Here is an 18,555-nt window from a genome sequence, read left to right on the forward strand (position 1 = left end):
TTTAATAAAATTCAGGCATAAAAAAAGAGAACCGTAAGGTTCTCTTTTTTTTAATCTAAAACTAGATTAGTGTGCAGCAGAAGCTGGAGCAGAAGCAGCAACTTCAGAAGTAGCAGCAGCAACGTCAGAAGCAGCAGCAGCAACGTCAGAAGCAGCAGCAGTAGTAGCTTCAGAAGCAGCAGTAGTAGCTTCAGAAGCAGCAGCTACAGCTTCAGAAGCAGCAGCGTTAGCATCAGTAGCAGCAGCTTCTTCTTTCTTAGAGCAACCAACGAAAGCTAAAGTAGTAGCAATAGCAGCAACAACAGCGAATTTTTTGAATAACATGGCATCACTCTCATAAAATTGTGAGATTAAAAAAAACCTTAAGTTAGTCTGTTTGTGCTTTTATTATTCCTAAACGCTTTAGGTAACAACGCAGGGAGCAGCCTAACTGGTCTGATGCTATCCTATCAAAGCAATTCATGAATTACTACTGTTCTGTCCAACAAAACGACAAAAATGGGCAGAATTTGGCTGTTTTTTGATAGAAAATAACTATCGATAACAAATTTTAAATCGGTAAGTTGTTTAAATTAAATGATTTATTTATTAATTTTTTAGATAAATCAATGAAATAGTATTTTTGATAACTTTTTTAAAAAAATGTAAATATTGTGTAATCAAGTCAACCAAATAAAAAAAGCCACCATTAAGGTGGCTTTTTTTATTTGTGTCTAGTATCTAGGTTGAGGCTTTTCGCTTCATTTGATCGAAGAAATCATCATTGGTTTTGGTTTCTTTCATACGATCCAATAAAAATTCCATCGCTGCAAGCTCATCCATTGGATGTAACAGTTTACGTAAAATCCAAACCTTACGTAAGTTATCTTCATCCATTAAACGTTCTTCGCGACGAGTACCTGATTTCTTGATGTTCATTGCAGGGAACACACGTTTCTCTGCAATGCGACGATCAAGGGTAATCTCTTGGTTACCAGTACCTTTAAATTCTTCGTAAATCACGTCATCCATCTTACTGCCTGTTTCAATCAAAGCAGTAGAAATGATGGTCAAAGAACCGCCTTCTTCGATGTTACGTGCTGCACCAAAGAAACGTTTAGGGCGTTCTAGGGCGTGAGCGTCTACACCACCAGTCAAGACTTTGCCTGAAGATGGAATAACGGTGTTGTAAGCACGTGCAAGACGAGTAATTGAGTCAAGTAGGATCACGACATCTTTCTTGTGTTCAACCAGACGTTTGGCTTTCTCAATCACCATCTCTGCAACTTGGACGTGGCGAGCAGGAGCTTCATCAAATGTAGATGCAATCACTTCACCACGAACGGTACGTTCCATTTCGGTGACTTCTTCAGGACGTTCGTCAATTAAAAGTACGATTAAGAACACTTCTGGGTTATTGCGCACAATCGACTGAGCAATGGTTTGCAATAACATTGTTTTACCCGCTTTTGGCGGTGCAACAATAATCGAACGTTGACCTTTACCAATTGGTGCAACAAGATCGACGACACGAGAGGTTAAATCTTCAGTGGTACCATTACCCAGTTCCATTACCAATTGCTCGGTAGGGAATAATGGCGTAAGGTTTTCGAATAAAATTTTATTACGTGAATTTTCAGGTGTATCGTAGTTAATTTGGTTTACTTTCAACAACGCAAAATAACGTTCACCTTCTTTTGGTGGACGGATTGTGCCAGTGATGGTATCACCCGTACGTAAATTAAAGCGGCGAATTTGTGATGGGCTCACATAAATGTCATCTGGCCCTGCGAGATACGAACCAGCAGCAGAGCGTAGGAAGCCAAAACCATCAGAAAGAATTTCGAGAACACCGTCACCAAAAATTTCTTCGCCGTTCATGGCGTGGCGTTTTAAGATGGCAAAAATAATATCTTGTTTACGGTTACGTGCCATGCCTTCAAGGCCCATAAACTCCGCAATTTTAATGAGTTCGCCAATGGGTTTTTTCTTGAGTTCAGTTAAGTTCATAAGTGGTCAGACAGAATGGAATAAGTGGAGGACTACGTTAGGGAAAGAATAAAAATCGACCGCATACATACATGCTGATGTAATTGTATTTACACAACCACGATTCAGTAGTCTGGTTCATTGTTTCAGAGAGAAATGTGAAAACAATTGTTTATTGCCGAGCGGCGATCTTATGTTTTGTGTCTTGGTAAGAAGCGCAATGAAGTAGATTCCATTCAAAGCTTCTTGATTCAGAAATATAGAGGAAATCAAGCAATTTGTCAATTTTTAGCGAAAAATACGCGATTCATTAAATCGCGTATTTTTCAGATTGACCATTTAACAATTGTATTAGATGTTTTGATCAATGAATGCTGCAAGTTTTGAACGAGGCGCTGCACCTACTTGTTGAGCAACAACTTCGCCATTTTTAAACATTAATAATGCTGGGATATTACGAATGTTATATTTTACAGCAATATCTTCACATGCAGTCACGTCAACTTTCACGATTTTTACTTTACCTGCATATTCATTTGATAAGTCTTCTAGAACAGGTGCGATCGCTTTACAAGGCGCACACCAGCCAGCCCAGAAGTCAACAAGTACAGGAGTTTCAGCATCTAAAACATCTGCTTGGAAGTTTGTATCAGTTGTATTAACAATAGTCGCAGACATGAGGTTGCTCCAAATTTAAGAAATAAAGTGCGAATTTGATCATCATCACGATGAATATTACATTGCTACTTTATTCAATGTAAGGGTTTGTTCTGATTATTCAAGTTTGAAAATGAAAAGTCTAATGGATGCTCACGATGTTGATCATCGACTTCTACAATCATTTATCAAGTAAAAGCGTAAATACAGTACTTTTATTGCTTAAAATGACTTTAAAATTGTAAGCATGTGAATTACTCTAATGCGTGAATTGAGCACGGGTTTATATGAATAATGTCTGATTTTCTGATTGATGAAGAATTACTTGCTGCGATTGATATGGGATCGAATAGTTTCCATCTGGCAATTGCTCGTGTTGATCACGGTGAAGTTAAGAAAGTTGCTTCAATGTCAGAAAAAGTACAGTTAGCTGCTGGGCTTGATGAAAATAAAAATTTAACTGAAGCAGCACAACAACGTGGATTGGCTTGTTTAGCCCGTTTTGTTGGACGTTTAAGCTCGGTACAGGCAAATCGATTGAGAATTGTTGCGACCAATGCCTTAAGACAAGCTAAAAATGGCCATGAATTTATTCAAAAAGCAGCAGAAATTTTACCGAAACCGATTGAAATTATTGCGGGTCGTGAAGAAGCACGTCTGATTTATCTCGGTGTTTCACATACCATGGCCAATGGCGGTCGCCGTTTGGTGGTGGATATTGGTGGGGGTTCAACCGAGTTTATCATTGGCGAGGAATTTGAACCGCTGCATACTGAATCCTTACAAATGGGCTGTGTGGCTTATAGTAAAACCTATTTCCCTGATGGCGAAATTACCAGTAAAGCATTTGACAAAGCTGTGGTTGCAGCGCGTAAAGAAATGTCTGCCATTGCCAATACCTATAAATCTGAAGGTTGGGATACCGTTGTCGGTTCCAGTGGAACGATCAAAGCTTGCCGTCAGATTTCAGTTAATTTAGGTTTAAGTGATGAACAAGAAAATCTGACTCGTGATGGTTTATATAAATTAAAAGATCGATTACTTAAATTTAAACATATCACGGAAATTGATTTTGAAGGTCTACGTGAAGACCGTCGAGCAGTTTTGCCAGCTGGTCTTGCGATTTTATATGCGATTTTTGAAGTTTTAGATATCGACAAATTGGCATATTCTGACGGTGCATTACGTGAAGGCGTGATGTATGACTTGCTCGGTCGTTTCAAACATGAAGATATTCGTGACCGCAGTGTGCAGGCATTAATGGGGCGCTACAACGCAGATCCAAAACAAGCTGAACGTGTGGTGAACACGGCACAAGAATTGTTTGATGGTGTTGCTGGCGCTTTAAATTTAACGACAGAAGACAGTGACTTACTGCGTCGCGCGGCATATTTGCATGAAATTGGATTGGCAATTAGCCATGGTGGTTATCACCGTCATGGGGCGTATTTACTGCAACATTCAGATATTCCAGGTTTCTCACAAATTGATCAAAATCATCTCTCGCATTTGGTTTCGCATCACCGTCGTAAGTTGCGTGCAGATGCAAAAAATGACGTCTTAAAGGTCGGCGGTAGCCATTTACTGTATCTTTGCTTATTGCTTCGTCTCGCAGTTTTGCTGAACCATAGTCGTAGTGATCAGATGCTTCCTGCCATTGAATTGAGTGTTGTAAATGATCAACAATGGCAACTCAGCGTTTCTGGCGATGCTAAACAATGGCCTTTATTGGTTGCTGACCTGCATGATGAGCAGGTGCAATTTAAGCATTGGGACATTGAGTTAAATATTCAGTCAGACAAATTTGTAGATTAACCATATTATTATGGATCATTCTTGACTTATGAAAAATAAAGCGACTCAGTCCAAGGCTTGGGCTACGGTTCAAATTGCACGACACCCTGAGCGTCCGCAATTTCTAGATTATGTCAGTGAAATTTTTACTGAATTTGATGCACTTCATGGTGACCGTTTATTTGGTGATGATGGTGCTATGATTGGCGGTTTGGCGCGTTTTGACGGACAACCTGTGATGGTGGTCGGTCAACATCGTGGTCGCAGCACACGCGAAAAATTGCAGCATAACTTTGGGATGTGTAACCCAGAAGGTTATCGTAAATCACAACGTTTACTCGATATGGCGGAACGTTTTAATTTACCTGTGTTTACCTTCGTCGATACGATGGGTGCATACCCAGGTGTTGGGGCAGAAGAACGTGGTCAAGCAGAAGCGATTGCAACCAGTTTGGCACAACTTTCAAGCTTAAAAGTTCCTGTGATTGCAACAATACTTGGTGAAGGTGGTTCAGGTGGTGCACTCGGGATTGGTGTTGCCGATCGTGTGATTATGCTGTCACATAGTATTTATTCCGTGATTTCACCTGAAGGTTGTGCTTCTATTCTGTGGAAGACCGCAGATAAAGCAGCACAGGCAAGTGAGGCTCTTTCTTTAACTGCAGACAAACTTCAAGCTTTAGGCATTGTCGAATATGTTGTGGATGAAGGTGAGGGCGCACACTTGCAACCTGAAAAAGTCATGCATGATTTGAAAGATGTGCTCAAACAAGCTTTAGATGAATTGCAACCGATGGATGCACAAGAACGATGCGACGCACGTTATCAACGTTTAATGAAGTTTGGCAGCAGCAATTTAGGCATCGCGTCTTAGCACAAACACAGCATTTTTCTGAACAAACTCAATTTTTGATTGGGTGTAGCGGCGGCATGGATTCCATGCTGTTGCTGTTTCTAATGTCTGAACTTTTCCCGACTCAAACACGCGCGATTTATGTAGATCATCAACTTCAAGCGATGAGTGATGAATGGGGCATGTTAGTTCAAAAGCAATCTCAACGCCTCAATATTCCTTGTATTGTGCAAAAAGTCTCTGTGGAAACAGGCAATTTGGAACAGCAAGCGCGTCAAGCACGTTATCAGGCTTATCAACAACATTTACAATCCAATGAAATTCTAGTTTTAGCACATCATCAGCAGGATCAGGCTGAAACGCTTCTATTAAGGTTATTTTCTGGGGCTGGCGTTCAAGGTTTAGCGGCAATGCAGCAACTGGATGTTCGTCAAGACATGACCATTTGGCGACCATTTTTAGATTTAAGTCGTGAGCAAATTGAACAATGGTCACAGCAACTTGGGTTTGATTATGTGACCGATCCAACCAATCACGACACACATTATGATCGAGCATGGTGCCGAGAAGCGTTATGGAGTGTCTTACAAAAACGCTTCCCTAAAATGCAGTCCGCTATCGCACGGACCAGTTATTTAATGCAAGATGCCGCAGAAATATTGGATGATGTGTTGCTAAAAGATTGGCAACAATGTGCAACCGATCGTGAACTGGATTTGATCGAGCTGCAGCAACTTTCTGCTGCACGGCAACGTCAATTATTATCTGCTTGGATGAAGGGTTTGGATCAGTATCGGCCGAGTTACGATATGGTGCAGCGTTTGCAAAATGAAGTGATTCTTGCAAAACCAGACGCTCAGGCAACATTACATCTCAATCAACATTATTTCGTTCGCTATCAGAAGAAGTTATATCGTTTAACGCATGATGAGTTGTACGCAGAAAAACGATGTTCCCTTCCGTATACGTTGTCACAAAAGTTTGAGAGGGGCGAAACCATCAACGCTGCGGCTGGAAAATTTAGGATTGAATCACAAACGATTGGTCTTTCCCCACAGCTTTTAGGGCGAGAGTTAAAGTTGCTCAAACGGCAGGGCGGTGAAAAAATTCATCTTTATGGTCGTATTGGACATTGGCCGCTGAAAAAAGCCATTCAAGAGCTACAGATTTTGCCTTGGTTACGTCATACAATTCAAATATTAGTCGTAGATAATGTTATGCTTGGGGTTTTTAGCCCAAAGGGTTTTTGGTTGGCGCAATCTGACTATATCGAGCAAGGTGGTTGGCAACCAAGTTTAATTTCTGACAGTGATGACTTTTTTCATCCGTCTTTATCATATGATGAGTAGGACATGGCGACAGCATTGAATAAAAATATTTGTTTTATTGGCGGTGGTAACATGGCGCAAGCCTTGATTGGTGGGCTACTTTCTCGCGGTTTACCGACGACCCGCATTACCGTTTCTGACCCAGTAGAGCAAATTCGTCACATATTAGAAGAAAAAGGAATTCAAACCACAATCGATAATGTTGAAGCAGTTCAACATGCAGATGTGGTGGTGTTGGCGGTAAAACCACAAGTTTTGGCAACGGTATTACAACCATTAAAAGGCTTATTGTCAGATAAACTCGTGATCTCAATTATTGCGGGTGCTGAAATTCAAACAATTTCAGATTTAATTGGCGGCAGTCAACGTGTTGTGCGTGTGATGCCAAATACACCTGCATTGGTACAAACCGGTGCACATGGGATTTATGCACCAGAAGCAGTTAATGCTCAAGATCGCGAGTTAACCAGTCAAATTTTAGCGGCGACAGGTTTAACGATTTGGGTAGAGAGTGAAGCCCAGATTGATGCAGTAACCGCAGTCTCTGGTTCTGGCCCTGCATATTTCTTCTATTTGATGGAGAGTATGATTCGCGCTGGTAAAAACTTAGGATTGGATGAGAAAGTAGCGACAGCATTGACCTTGCAGACAGCGTTAGGCGCGGCGCAAATGGCGATTACCAGCTCAAATTCTCCAGCAGAATTACGTAAAAATGTGACCTCTCCAAATGGCACAACCCAAGCAGCTTTAGAGGTGTTTGATCGTGCGCAGATTTCACAAAATATTCAAGCAGCGCTTGCAGCAGCTCAGAAGCGTAGCCAAGAGCTAGCGCAAGAGTTGAGTGACAAGACTAAATCGGTTTAAGTAGGATAAGACAATTATGGGTGCAAGTTCTGCGCTAATTTTTGGTGTTTTGATCAATGTTGCAATTTTATTGGTCTTTTTCCGTTTTTTAATGCAATTGGCGGCAGTCAGTCCATACAATCCTGTGGTCCTTTCAACCGTGAAAGCCACCAAGATTGTAGATGTATTTAGTCGCATTTTCCCGACTGTAGGCAAGGGCCGTGTCAATTTGGCGGCAGTTGCTTTGTTGGTAGTGCTGTATTTACTGAAAATGTTCGGCCTGATGTATTTGTCTGGACAGATGCCGCATAGTGCCGTGTATCTGGTGATCACGACATTTGTGACCATGATTCAAGACTTGATTCGTTTCTGTCGTTATTTGATTTTTGCAACGATCATTTTAAGTTGGGTGGTGATGTTTACACAGTCACGCTCACCTTATATCGAAGTGATTCAGGAACTTGCTGAGCCTTTACTTGCACCTTTCCGTCGGTTATTACCGAACATGGGGATGATTGATCTCTCTCCAATTTTGGCGTTTTTAACTCTATATGTGGCTGAAATCTTAATGAATGAAGCCGCTAAGGTGTTATTAACTGGCCTTTAAGCAAGTTTGATTCAATAAAAAATGGGCATGATGCCCATTTTTTATTTCTTGATTAAACGTTGTCGTATAACCCGATTTAACGGATTGGAGAAGTAGCGTGCAATGAAAGCACCGACTACAAGTGCAAGCACGAAATAGATCAATAATAAGACCAGTTTAATATTTCCCTCAGTGATTGCTGGTGTATAAAACAGTTTGAAAAAACCTAAAATAATGAGATGGAATAAATAAATTTCATAACTGTTCTTACCGATGTTTTGCAGCAATTGAAAGCGTTGCTGCTGTATACCTGCCTGTTCATTTGCTACATTTGCAACAATCACGATTGCGGTCGCAAGTGCAAATAGACTGACTCCCCAAACACAGTTTTGTTTGATCGGTGCAGAGAAATAAATGATAAACATGGTCGCAATCGCCATGTATTTCAGACCTAACCAGGTTTTGGTTTGCAGCTTAAGTTGAGGAGCAATGAGTGCTGCGATACAGCCAAAAGCAATGCCATCAAAACTAGAAACGTAATGGTATAAGTACGCGCCACTTTCCTCACCATAATGTAAATATCTAAAATAAGGTGCAAATACAATCAGTGCGAAACAGACAAATAGAAAGTAGGGTTTTTTCTTAAATAGCAGTGCTGTCAGTGGAAAAAGTAGATAGAAAACCTCTTCTACAGATAAAGACCATAACACCCCAAGCGCATAGTTGACCCAGCCATTCTCGATAATCAGGATGTTCATCCAAAAGGTCAGTGCTGCAAGATTGACGGTTGATTGAGCCACGACAATGCCATTAGGGGCTTGCGTCATAAAGGGTTTTAACTCAAAAGCAGCTAAAAAATTAACCAGACAGATCAGCAAGATCAAGGTGGGCATGATGCGAGCAAATCGTGAAATGTAAAAGTCCAGGGTATTAATCTGGTGTAATGCACCCCAGCGTTTGATGGTATGTGAGGTGATGAGATAACCTGAGATCACAAAGAACATGGTGACACCATAGTTACCATTTCGAGCTAAAAGCGTGGTGATGTTTTCACCAAAAACTTGGAAATTGATCGAGGTGTCAAACAGCTTATAAGGAATATTGAAGTGATGCAGTAAAACCAAAAAGATTGAAATACAGCGTAATGAATCAATAGAGTGATAGCGGTTAAATTGAACTTGATTAAAGGACATGTTGCATTCCTTACTCCTATACGAATTAATTTTTATAAGATATTCTTTATTTTCAGTTTTCTTGTAGCGCAGGGGAGTTTATCCCCTGTCTGCAAGAAACATTTTGTTTTTGTGGTGTGCGGATGGGTTAGTGTGCTGCATCCCAGTTTGGACCTTGTCCAACTTCGACCACAAACGGTACTGAAATTTCTAATACCGATTGCATCACTTCAGCAATTTGTTTTGAAAGTTCATCCGCAATCGCAGCATCCGCTTCAAACACAAGTTCATCGTGCACTTGTAATAACAGCTTGGCCTGATCTTTAGGCAGAACTTTATCCACTGCAATCATGGCAAGTTTAATAATATCTGCGGCACTGCCTTGTAAAGGCGCATTGATTGCCGCACGTTCAGCCGCTTGTTTGATCATTTTATTGGTTGCCATAATGTCGGGTGTGTATAAACGCCGACCTAAAATAGTTTCCACAAAGCCTTGTTCACGTGCAATCTGACGAGTACGTTCCATATAATCCAATACACCCGGATAGCGCTGGAAGTAACGTGCGATATAGCTTCGCGATTCTTCACGTGTAAAGCCGAGCTGACGGGTTAAGCCAAATTCAGACATCCCATACAGCAGACCAAAGTTAACCGCTTTGGCTTGGCGACGTTGGTCATTGGTCACATCTCCAATATCGATACCCAGTACCTCAGAAGCGGTACGACGATGCACGTCCTGACCTTGCTGGAAGGCATGCACTAATGCATCATCTTGAGAGAAATGTGCCATTAAACGTAATTCGATTTGCGAGTAATCGGCTGCCAATAATACGCGACCTTCAGGTGCGATAAAGGCTTTACGAATTTGACGCCCAATTGGGGTGCGGATAGGGATGTTCTGTAGATTTGGATCAGTTGAAGACAAACGACCTGTTGCCGTTAAGGCTTGATGATAGCTGGTATGCACACGATGCGTTGTATCATGCGATTGTTCAATCAGGCGATCAGTATAAGTATTTTTGAGTTTTGCCAAGCCACGATGTTCCAAAATGACTTCAGCCAATGGATGTTCGATTTTTTCTAAAATACTTTCGCTGGTACTGTATTGACCTGTTGCTGTTTTCTTACCGCCTTTGAGTCCTAACTTTTCAAATAGGACTTCGCCGACCTGTTTTGGTGAGGCAACATTAAAGGCTTCGCCTGCCAGTTCTGCTGCTTGAGCTTCAAGCGTTTGGATCGTTTCTGAAAATTCAACACTGAGCTGATCGAGGAATTGATGGTCGAGCTTAATGCCATCTTCTTCCATTCCTGTGAGGACACGGGCAACCGGCATTTCAATGTTATGTAGAATATTGACCAGTTCAGGAGAGCTTTTTAATTTTGCAGCGAGTACTTCATACAAGCGATAAGTGACATGTGCATCTTCAGCGGCATAATGTGCTGCAACTTCAAGCTCAATTTGATTAAAGGTTTTTTGCTTGGCACCTTTACCTGCGATCTGTTCAAAGGTCGTAGTTAAATGACTGAGATAGAGACGTGCAACATCATCCATACCATGTCGTGTTGCAGCCGCATTCAATACATATGACGCGAGCATGGTATCGAAATACCAGCCTTGAATGGTGATACCGTGATTGGCAAAGATGTGAGCATCGTATTTGAGATGATGACCAATTTTCTTCACTTGCTCATTTTCAAGAATCGGTTTGATTTGAGCGAGCAATTGTTCACGATTCAGTTGTTCAGGTGCACCTTCATAATCATGTGCGACAGGGACGTAATAGGCGTCCTTGGCATCAAAAGCGACCGAGAAACCAACCAATTCAGCCACTCGATAATCTAAGTTGGTGGTTTCTGTATCAATCGCAAAATGATCGGCTTGCTGCATACGTTGCAATAAAGCATCCCAATCTTGTTGGCTCAGCACAGTATGATAGGTGGCTGTGCCCAATTGATCATCTTGACTGGTAAGGCTGGCATGATCTTCAACTACCACTTGCTCAGGTTTTTGCTCAGCTTTGGCAATACTTTGAGAGGTTTGTTGATAAGCTGAACTGTTCGGATTATTTGGGTGATCTAGAGACTGTAACTGATTACGGAATTCGAGCTCAGTATAGAGATTACGTAACTGATCTACATTTGGATTGGATAGTTTCAGGTCATGCCAATCTAATGCGAGATCGAGATCACAGACAATACTGGCAAGTTGATGGTCAACTTTGATGTTGTCTACATTATCTTTAATATTCTGACTGAGTTTACCTTTGAGCTGATCGGCATTGGCAATAATATTATTCAATGTGCCGTATTCATTTAACAGCTTCGCCGCAGTTTTCGCGCCAACCCCTGGAACACCCATAATACCGTCAGAAGCATCGCCCATCAGCGTGAGGTAATCAATGATTTGATTCGGATGGACACCAAACTTTTCAAAAACACCTGCTTCATCTAAAACACGTTCTTTAAAACTGTCTTCGAGTTTGACATGTTCATTGACCAACTGCGCCATGTCTTTGTCACCCGTCGAGATGAGGACATGATGGCCTTCTGCCAAGGCACGTTTGGTTAAAGTCCCAATAATGTCATCCGCTTCCGCACCAGCGAGAAAATATAAAGGAATACCTTGGGCTTTAATCAACGCATGTAGATAAGGAATCTGTTGAGATAATTCCTCAGGCATACTTGGGCGATCACCTTTATAAATCGGCGATAACTTGTGACGAAAGGTGGGCTCAGGTGTATCAAAAATCACAGCCATGTGAGTCGGCTGAGTGCGACGCATCAGTTTTTGGATTGCCGAAATTGCACCACGTATTGCATTGGTATGTAAGCCAGTAGACGTGGTTAATGGTGGTAAAGCGTGAAAAGCACGAAATAAGAAATAAGACCCGTCAACCAAGACAAAAGGTGGCATTGCGCAAATCCTAATTATAAATTAGCTGCTATTTTACGTGAAAAAGCCGTGGCTGTCTTATCTGAACGTGGAAGAGTACGGCTAGCTGTGTCGTTGAAAATTTGCAGTATTTTGTATGTAACATTACCTGCTGAACTAGTGATCAAGTAATATGACTGCAATGAAGCTGTCAGAATTGATATAAGTCTATGTATAAAAACGACAAACAGGGAATTGTCATTGTTCTAATCGCGCTGACGATATTGCTCGCTTGTGCAATTGCCTTCAAATGGCAAGGGACCATTGTTGCCGCTACAATTGGTTTGACCGTTGTTATTGTGCACATCCTGTCTGAAATTCATCAGCGTTTACTTCAACTCGAACAAGCAGCACCAAGCTATTTTGCATTGGGGGCTGGTATTGGCGTACAAAAAATTGTGATATATGGCGCGGCACTCGTTGCGCTATTTGCCTATACCAATACATGGATGTGGCTCGCAGGTGGTGCTTTATTGGTATTACTCTTATGTTTGATTCATACCATCAGTGCCTTTCAGACTCGATTGTTACATTTAGAGCAATATGCAACCCAATCACTACACCCAGATGTTTCAATTCAAGCTCAACAACAGGCTCCAAGCACTGAAGAATCTGTTGAATTAGTTGAAACGACAGCTTCAAACGCTTCTCGCTTAGAACAACAACCTGCTTGGATGCAGGCTAAATCTGAATCTTCACAGCATTCAATTGATCCTGCCCCTGTACAGTCACCCAGTCCAGTGCAGACACCTGCTTGGTGGAAGCCTGCACTGGACTGGGTGATGCACGGCAATCCGATTCTCCGCGTTGCGGTCGCCATATTAATGGTTGGTGTGATTTTATTACTACGTTTTGCCAGTGAGCATTGGCAACTCAGTCTAGGCGTGAAATTGGGTTTTATTGCGATTGCAGGTGTCGTCACCACAGTTGCAGGATATTTATTACAAAAGAAAAATCAATTATTTGCAGTCGCTCTACAAGGTGTAGGGTTGGCGGTGATCTTCTTAACCTTGATTTTTTCACATCATTTTGCAGTGATTGCCAGCTTAAGCACCGCCAGTATATTGTTTGTCTTTTTATTATTGGCAACGGTCTATCTGAGCTTAAAGCAACAGGCCTTGTATTTGGCTATGTTGGCATTGACCATGGCCTATCTAGCTCCACTGGTGATTCCACAAAATCATCCAGATGTGATTTTCTTGTTTGGCTATTACTTTGTGATTAACTTGGCCGTGGCAGCGTTGAACTTTATCCAACCATGGAAAATCCTGCATCAAATTGCGTTCTTTGCCACCATGTTTATTGGTGGTTCGACCATTGGGATTTATGCAAAAACCTCACAGTTTGATACCTTGGATATGATCCTGTGGTTGCATATAGCTTTATTCATCTGGCTCAGTATTCGTTATAGCCAGTTGATGCTGCGTGCTCAGAATCAGCAGCAACAAACAGATCAAAAAACTCGTTTACAGCCGATTTTAGATGTCGGGCTGATCTTTAGTGTGCCTGTCTTGGGCTTTTCCTTACATGCTTATTTAATGCATAACTCGACGACAGCACTCACTTGGGGCGCAGTTGCACTTGCTGCGACTTATATTGCTTTAAATCTTTGGATTAAACGTCAGCATCCACAACTTTCAATTTTAGCCAAAAGTTTCTTTATTCTTGCCGTAGTATTTGTTGCATTGATTTTCCCGTTGGCTAAAGGTGCACATTGGACCTCAACGGGTTGGGTGATTCAGGGAACTGCGCTGATTGTTTGGGGGGTTACAGAGCGTTATCGTTTAAGCCGTTATATTGGCGTAGCCTTGGTCTTACTCAGTTCGGTGGCATTACTTTTCCAAGTTTGGTCAAACGATCATTTCCCGATTCTGAGTACCCTGATTTATGCCTTGGCCCAATTTATTTCTGCCTTCTATTTATTGCATTATCAAGCCGTTGAGAAATATTTCAGTGCGCGGATGTTAAGCGGCGTGTTTTTAGCACTTGGGTTATATTCAGGAGCGATTGCAGGTGTTGAATTCATGCAATGGCAGCAACATGGGCTAAGTCCTTATCTGGCGATTGCGGCAATACTACTGGCATTGTTTAGTCTGGCAGTGCATGTGAAATCACGATTGCAGTGGGGCAATGTACAACTGATCTTATTGGGTGGTTTGTTAGCTTTACTCTATGGCGAAAGTTTTGCGCAAAATGTCTATGCAGTTTGGCATTGGCCAAGCAGTTTAAATCAAGTGACATTTGCAGTGGCATCCATTGTGATTACTCTGATACTGAGCAGCTTGAGTGCTAACACATCTAAAGCTGCTGTTATGCCGTGGTCTGCTTTGCTTTGGCTCGGTCTCGCTAGTATAGGATTGGCTATTTTCCCAATCATGCCGATTGTAGCACTTGCGATTATTCCCGCGATTTATGGTATTTGGCGATTTATATCGAATAAAACCGAATTACTGCATCAGTTACCCATCTGGTGTTTAACGCTATTTTGGTTGCTATTGGTCAGTCTTGATCCGTATTCTGCACAGCAATATTATTTTCTACCGCTGCTTAATCTGACCGATCTTCTGTCTTTATTAATGTTCTTTGGTCTGATCTGGATGATTTATCATCATGACTTTAGTGCTGAGCGTTCAATGGAATGGGGCTTTAAAGTCATCACCATTTTAATTGGTCTGTTGGTACTAAGTAGCGTGGTGGTCCGTGCCATGCATCATTATTTGGGTACACCATTATGGAGCATCGCAATTTGGTCGAATGGTGATGTACAACTCAGTTTGACGTTATTGTGGGTTGTTTTGGCTTTCGTTCTGATGACATTTTCCAGCCGTCGCCACATCCGACAAATCTGGTTTGTCGGTGCAGCGTTGTTAGGTATCGTGGTGGCGAAACTGTTGTTATTGGACTTATCGCAAAGTGGCACGTTAACTCGTGTGATTTCTTTTATTGGCTCTGGAGCGGTGATGCTGGTGATTGCTTATCTCGCACCGTTGCCACCTGCGTTAAGTGAACCCAAGAAAGAAAGTTAATTATCTTTCTTTCTCATCTCTTTTCAGTTCTTTTTGATTGGCGTATTGATCGATTTCATCATTTTCTAAGGGTAGAGGACGATCAATCAGCCCCATCTTCGGTACAGGAATTTCGATCTCATTTTCTAGGAATCCGTTCCGAATCCGTTCCTGCATTTCATCGCGAACTTTGAGTGAGTTTTCCTGACGGCACCACACCGCAAATAACAGCTCAATGGAAGACTCTCTAAACGCTGTAACAGTAACCGTCGCTTTGGGGTCATCCATGACCAATGGATACTTGGCAGCGACATCCAATAAGACCTGTCGGACTTTATGAATGTCTTCATGGAAGTTAATCGCCAGTGTAATTGGAATACGCCGTATTGGATACTTAGACAGATTCATTACGGGTGTTCGGATCAACTGCTCATTTGGTAAGCGAATATACACATTATCCAGCGTCAGAAGCTTAACGGAGAGTAAATCAATCGAAATTACTTCACCTTCAATGGTTTGACCGCGAATCAAGGTGATCTGAATGGTATCACCGACTTCAAAAGAACCTTCACCAATCAAAAATAAACCACTGATCAAGTTACTGGCTGAGGTTTGAGAGGCGAAACCCAGCGCGACGGTTAATATCCCTGCTGCACCCAAAAATACACTGAGTTTAAAACCTGCTTCTCTTAAGCTGGTCATAATGAACAACAGGAAGATGAAGTAAAAAATACCCCGACGCCATAGCAGGCGTTGATGGGCATTAAAGCGACTACCAATGGTACGGATAAACGTGTTTGAGACTAGACGTGCAATCACGAAGCCGATAAAACACAAAATAATGGCAACTACGATTTCACTAAGCCGCTCAAAGTTAATATTGCTGAAAAAACTGGTGAGACTGCCAGCCACATCTTTTGGAATATTTGAATTAGGCATCGCAACCCCTTAAAAAAATGAATCAAACATATTGAATAAAGTACTGCCTGGTGCGCGAGGGGGATGCACATAGGTGACTTCACCCGCTTGGGTTGGGGTTTTATTTTCAATACGAATACGTGCTGGATGATCAGTACCTTCGTAATAGACTTTGATTTGCGAGGTCCATAAGCGTCCTGTACTTTCACTATAAAATAATGGCAGGGCAGGTACAGGCACATTCATACGATCAAAGCGCAATTGATGATGACTGGTGTTGTGAAACTCAATTGGGGTTACTGCACGGAAAGCACGCGGTTTAAGTAGATTCAAATCGATACGACCATCCACAGAGGTGGCGTAGCAGATTTCACCATTTTGTGGGTCTTTACCAAACCAGGTGTCTTTGGGTTGAATTACAGGAATATCAAAAAGCGGTTCAGAAAGACCATCCACCAGACCTGCAATCCACAAGGGGGTACTGATATATAAAGTGCCGCGCTGACCTGCTGGAATATAGATGGGGTCAACAGGCCGAATCACCACAGAACGATCCGCCAGACGAGGCATCAAATGAAAGGTGCCATTGGTCTTGTGAAACATATAGCGTTCAATTTTTGCTGGGGGTGGCATGGCAAATTCGATATCGTTCAATATTCGCCACTGCTGCTCGTAGTCATACTGAAACTGAGGACGATGATATTCCAAACGCCATTCTTTGATGCCGCGAGTAAGACGAAATAGCAATGAACCGAATTGCCAAGCTTTGGCCTGTTGAATTTCGAATTGTTGTTCGCCCCACCATTTCAAAGTGTCGGAATGGGGAGCGTGATATTGATTATTTTGAGACAAGATGCAAAATTCCTGTGTGAGTATGCTAAACAGACTTCACGCTGTAATCTGCTTAGAGTACACTCAATACTTTCTCTTATCATTATTTGTGTGATGCAAATACTTAAACAAATACAAATTCCTTATAGTTTTGCTAAACGACATGGCGTTTTGTTACGTTATGAAGGTGATCAAATTTTTATTGTACGACGCAAGGACACCGCGCGTATTGCTTTGCAGGAAGCTCGTCGAATTTTGGGGAAATCCGCTCACGATCAGTTATGTACTGATCAAGAGTTTCATGCCTTATTAAGTTCTAGCTATGCAGGGGATACAGGTGAGTCGCAACAAGTTGCGGCAGGCTTGGAAGATCATCCAGATTTGTTGAGTTTGGCAGATCAGGTCCCTGAAGCTGAAGACTTGATGGATCAGGAAGATGATGCACCGATTGTTCGTTTAATCAATGCTTTGTTGTCTGAAGCGATTCGAGTCAGTGCCTCTGATATTCATATTGAAGCTTTTGAGAAAAAGCTTTCAGTACGTTTGCGTGTCGATGGGCAGTTGCGTGAAATTGTTCAACCGCGTCGTGAGCTTGCGCCATTGCTGGTGTCTCGTATCAAAGTCATGGCTAGACTAGATATTGCTGAAAAGCGTGTACCACAAGATGGTCGTATTTCATTGCGTCTCGCGGGGCGTGAAGTGGATGTGCGTGTCTCAACCTTACCCTCTTCGCATGGTGAGCGCGTGGTGATGCGTTTGCTGGATAAGCAAGCGGGTCGTTTAAACATGACACATCTTGGTTTAATGCAAAATGACTATGATCGTTTAACGCAATTGGTCCATCGTCCACATGGCATTATCTTGGTCACAGGTCCAACAGGTTCGGGTAAAACCACCACCTTGTATGCTGCCTTGTCCGATTTGAATGACCACACTCGCAATATTTTGACTGCCGAAGATCCGATCGAGTATCAATTGGAGGGGATTGGTCAAACACAGGTCAATACCAAAGTGGATATGACCTTTGCACGTGCATTAAAAGCAATGTTACGTCAAGATCCAGATGTGGTGATGGTGGGTGAGATCCGTGACTTAGAAACTGCGGAAATTGCAGTACAAGCCTCTTTGACGGGTCACTTGGTACTTTCCACACTGCACACCAATACCGCAATCGGGGCAGTAACGCGTCTGAAAGATATGGGAATTGAGCCTTTCTTATTGGCGAGTTCTTTGATTGGGGTGATTGCACAACGTTTGGTGCGAACTTTATGTCCGCATTGCGTGACTTGGCGTAAGGCTGATGATTTCGAGAGACAAGTATTCCAGCATCTCAAGGTTGATGAGCATATGGAATTGCCTGAACCGCATGGTTGTGAAAAATGTTCACACGTTGGTTTTAGCGGGCGAACAGCAATCTATGAGATCGTGCCAGTAGATGAATCGATGCGCCGTCTCATTCATGGGAATGCAGCTGAATTTGAGTTGGAAAATCATGCGCGTCGTTACGCAGCATCGATTCGTGATGATGGATTATTGAAGGTCTTAGCTGGAAAAACCACATTGGAAGAAGTGCTTCGTGTGACCAATGAAGCTGCAGAAGAGTAAGCTTTAATCTTTAGATAAAAAAACAGCATGGTCAAACCATGCTGTTTTTTTTGAGCGGGAGGA

General features: G+C 42.2%; 14 protein-coding genes. 7 read left to right on the forward strand and 7 right to left on the reverse strand.

Annotated elements, in window-relative coordinates; translation table 11 throughout:
- Window positions 1–66: 66 nt before the first annotated feature.
- The 3 genes from F887_RS14525 to trxA form a co-directional block, all read right to left on the reverse strand.
- On the reverse strand, window positions 67–324 hold the full coding sequence (locus F887_RS14525; protein WP_005291850.1) for a hypothetical protein: 258 nt from the start codon (window positions 322–324) through the stop codon (window positions 67–69).
- A 396-nt stretch (window positions 325–720) separates the two neighbouring features.
- Entirely contained in the window at window positions 721–1,989 is a 1,269-nt protein-coding gene (rho, locus tag F887_RS14520; RefSeq protein ID WP_005146524.1) for a transcription termination factor Rho, read from the reverse strand.
- Window positions 1,990–2,319: 330 nt separating this feature from the next.
- Window positions 2,320–2,646 (reverse strand): thioredoxin, encoded by a 327-nt coding sequence (trxA, locus tag F887_RS14515; protein ID WP_005146523.1) that lies wholly within the window; start codon window positions 2,644–2,646, stop codon window positions 2,320–2,322.
- Window positions 2,647–2,919: 273 nt separating this feature from the next.
- On the opposite strand from trxA, the gene ppx reads away from it, so the two are divergent.
- The 5 genes from ppx to F887_RS14490 are packed head-to-tail and all read left to right on the forward strand — an operon-like array spanning window position 2,920 to window position 8,050.
- Window positions 2,920–4,440 carry an exopolyphosphatase gene (gene ppx, locus F887_RS14510; RefSeq protein ID WP_005291853.1) on the forward strand — a complete coding sequence of 507 codons (1,521 nt, stop codon included), beginning with the start codon at window positions 2,920–2,922 and terminating at the stop codon, window positions 4,438–4,440.
- A gap of 28 nt (window positions 4,441–4,468) precedes the next feature.
- Entirely contained in the window at window positions 4,469–5,293 is an 825-nt protein-coding gene (locus tag F887_RS14505) for an acetyl-CoA carboxylase carboxyltransferase subunit alpha (RefSeq protein WP_005291856.1), read from the forward strand.
- A complete protein-coding gene (gene tilS, locus F887_RS14500) occupies window positions 5,230–6,621 on the forward strand; it encodes a tRNA lysidine(34) synthetase TilS (RefSeq protein WP_081401639.1) in 1,392 nt (463 codons plus the stop codon). Before F887_RS14505 ends, tilS begins: the two co-directional genes overlap by 64 nt.
- A gap of 3 nt (window positions 6,622–6,624) precedes the next feature.
- Window positions 6,625–7,464, forward strand: a complete 840-nt coding sequence (gene proC / locus F887_RS14495) for a pyrroline-5-carboxylate reductase (protein WP_005291860.1) — start codon at window positions 6,625–6,627, stop codon at window positions 7,462–7,464.
- A 16-nt stretch (window positions 7,465–7,480) separates the two neighbouring features.
- Complete coding sequence (locus tag F887_RS14490; RefSeq protein ID WP_005291862.1) at window positions 7,481–8,050, forward strand: YggT family protein; 570 nt, start codon at window positions 7,481–7,483, stop codon at window positions 8,048–8,050.
- A gap of 41 nt (window positions 8,051–8,091) precedes the next feature.
- Here F887_RS14490 and F887_RS14485 read toward each other — a convergent pair whose 3' ends face one another.
- Together F887_RS14485 and polA are read right to left on the reverse strand one after the other, a co-directional pair.
- Window positions 8,092–9,222 carry an acyltransferase family protein gene (locus F887_RS14485; RefSeq protein WP_005291864.1) on the reverse strand — a complete coding sequence of 377 codons (1,131 nt, stop codon included), beginning with the start codon at window positions 9,220–9,222 and terminating at the stop codon, window positions 8,092–8,094.
- Between the two features lie 127 nt (window positions 9,223–9,349).
- A complete protein-coding gene (gene polA / locus F887_RS14480) occupies window positions 9,350–12,115 on the reverse strand; it encodes a DNA polymerase I (RefSeq protein WP_005291866.1) in 2,766 nt (921 codons plus the stop codon).
- Between the two features lie 188 nt (window positions 12,116–12,303).
- On the opposite strand from polA, the gene F887_RS14475 reads away from it, so the two are divergent.
- A complete protein-coding gene (locus F887_RS14475) occupies window positions 12,304–15,159 on the forward strand; it encodes a DUF2339 domain-containing protein (protein ID WP_005291868.1) in 2,856 nt (951 codons plus the stop codon).
- Here F887_RS14475 and F887_RS14470 read toward each other — a convergent pair whose 3' ends face one another.
- Both F887_RS14470 and F887_RS14465 read right to left on the reverse strand, forming a co-directional pair.
- On the reverse strand, window positions 15,160–16,077 hold the full coding sequence (locus F887_RS14470) for a mechanosensitive ion channel family protein (RefSeq protein ID WP_005291871.1): 918 nt from the start codon (window positions 16,075–16,077) through the stop codon (window positions 15,160–15,162).
- A gap of 9 nt (window positions 16,078–16,086) precedes the next feature.
- Window positions 16,087–16,908 (reverse strand): hypothetical protein, encoded by an 822-nt coding sequence (locus F887_RS14465; RefSeq protein WP_005291874.1) that lies wholly within the window; start codon window positions 16,906–16,908, stop codon window positions 16,087–16,089.
- 93 nt (window positions 16,909–17,001) lie between these two features.
- Here F887_RS14465 and gspE point away from each other — a divergent pair, with 93 nt between their 5' ends.
- A complete protein-coding gene (gene gspE / locus F887_RS14460; protein ID WP_005291876.1) occupies window positions 17,002–18,492 on the forward strand; it encodes a type II secretion system ATPase GspE in 1,491 nt (496 codons plus the stop codon).
- Window positions 18,493–18,555: the final 63 nt, after the last annotated feature.

Origin of the sequence: Acinetobacter sp. NIPH 2100, from assembly GCF_000369805.1 — a bacterium.
GTDB lineage: Bacteria > Pseudomonadota > Gammaproteobacteria > Pseudomonadales > Moraxellaceae > Acinetobacter.

Coding starts and splice junctions, on each gene's coding strand:
- F887_RS14475 (WP_005291868.1), top strand. CDS start 12,304: ATGTATAAAAACGACAAACAGGGAATTGTCATTGTTCTAATCGCGCTG.
- F887_RS14485 (WP_005291864.1), bottom strand. CDS start 9,222: ATGTCCTTTAATCAAGTTCAATTTAACCGCTATCACTCTATTGATTCA.
- polA (WP_005291866.1), bottom strand. CDS start 12,115: ATGCCACCTTTTGTCTTGGTTGACGGGTCTTATTTCTTATTTCGTGCT.
- gspE (WP_005291876.1), top strand. CDS start 17,002: ATGCAAATACTTAAACAAATACAAATTCCTTATAGTTTTGCTAAACGA.
- F887_RS14505 (WP_005291856.1), top strand. CDS start 4,469: ATGAAAAATAAAGCGACTCAGTCCAAGGCTTGGGCTACGGTTCAAATT.
- rho (WP_005146524.1), bottom strand. CDS start 1,989: ATGAACTTAACTGAACTCAAGAAAAAACCCATTGGCGAACTCATTAAA.
- F887_RS14470 (WP_005291871.1), bottom strand. CDS start 16,077: ATGCCTAATTCAAATATTCCAAAAGATGTGGCTGGCAGTCTCACCAGT.
- trxA (WP_005146523.1), bottom strand. CDS start 2,646: ATGTCTGCGACTATTGTTAATACAACTGATACAAACTTCCAAGCAGAT.
- proC (WP_005291860.1), top strand. CDS start 6,625: ATGGCGACAGCATTGAATAAAAATATTTGTTTTATTGGCGGTGGTAAC.
- F887_RS14490 (WP_005291862.1), top strand. CDS start 7,481: ATGGGTGCAAGTTCTGCGCTAATTTTTGGTGTTTTGATCAATGTTGCA.
- F887_RS14525 (WP_005291850.1), bottom strand. CDS start 324: ATGTTATTCAAAAAATTCGCTGTTGTTGCTGCTATTGCTACTACTTTA.
- ppx (WP_005291853.1), top strand. CDS start 2,920: ATGTCTGATTTTCTGATTGATGAAGAATTACTTGCTGCGATTGATATG.
- tilS (WP_081401639.1), top strand. CDS start 5,230: ATGCGACGCACGTTATCAACGTTTAATGAAGTTTGGCAGCAGCAATTT.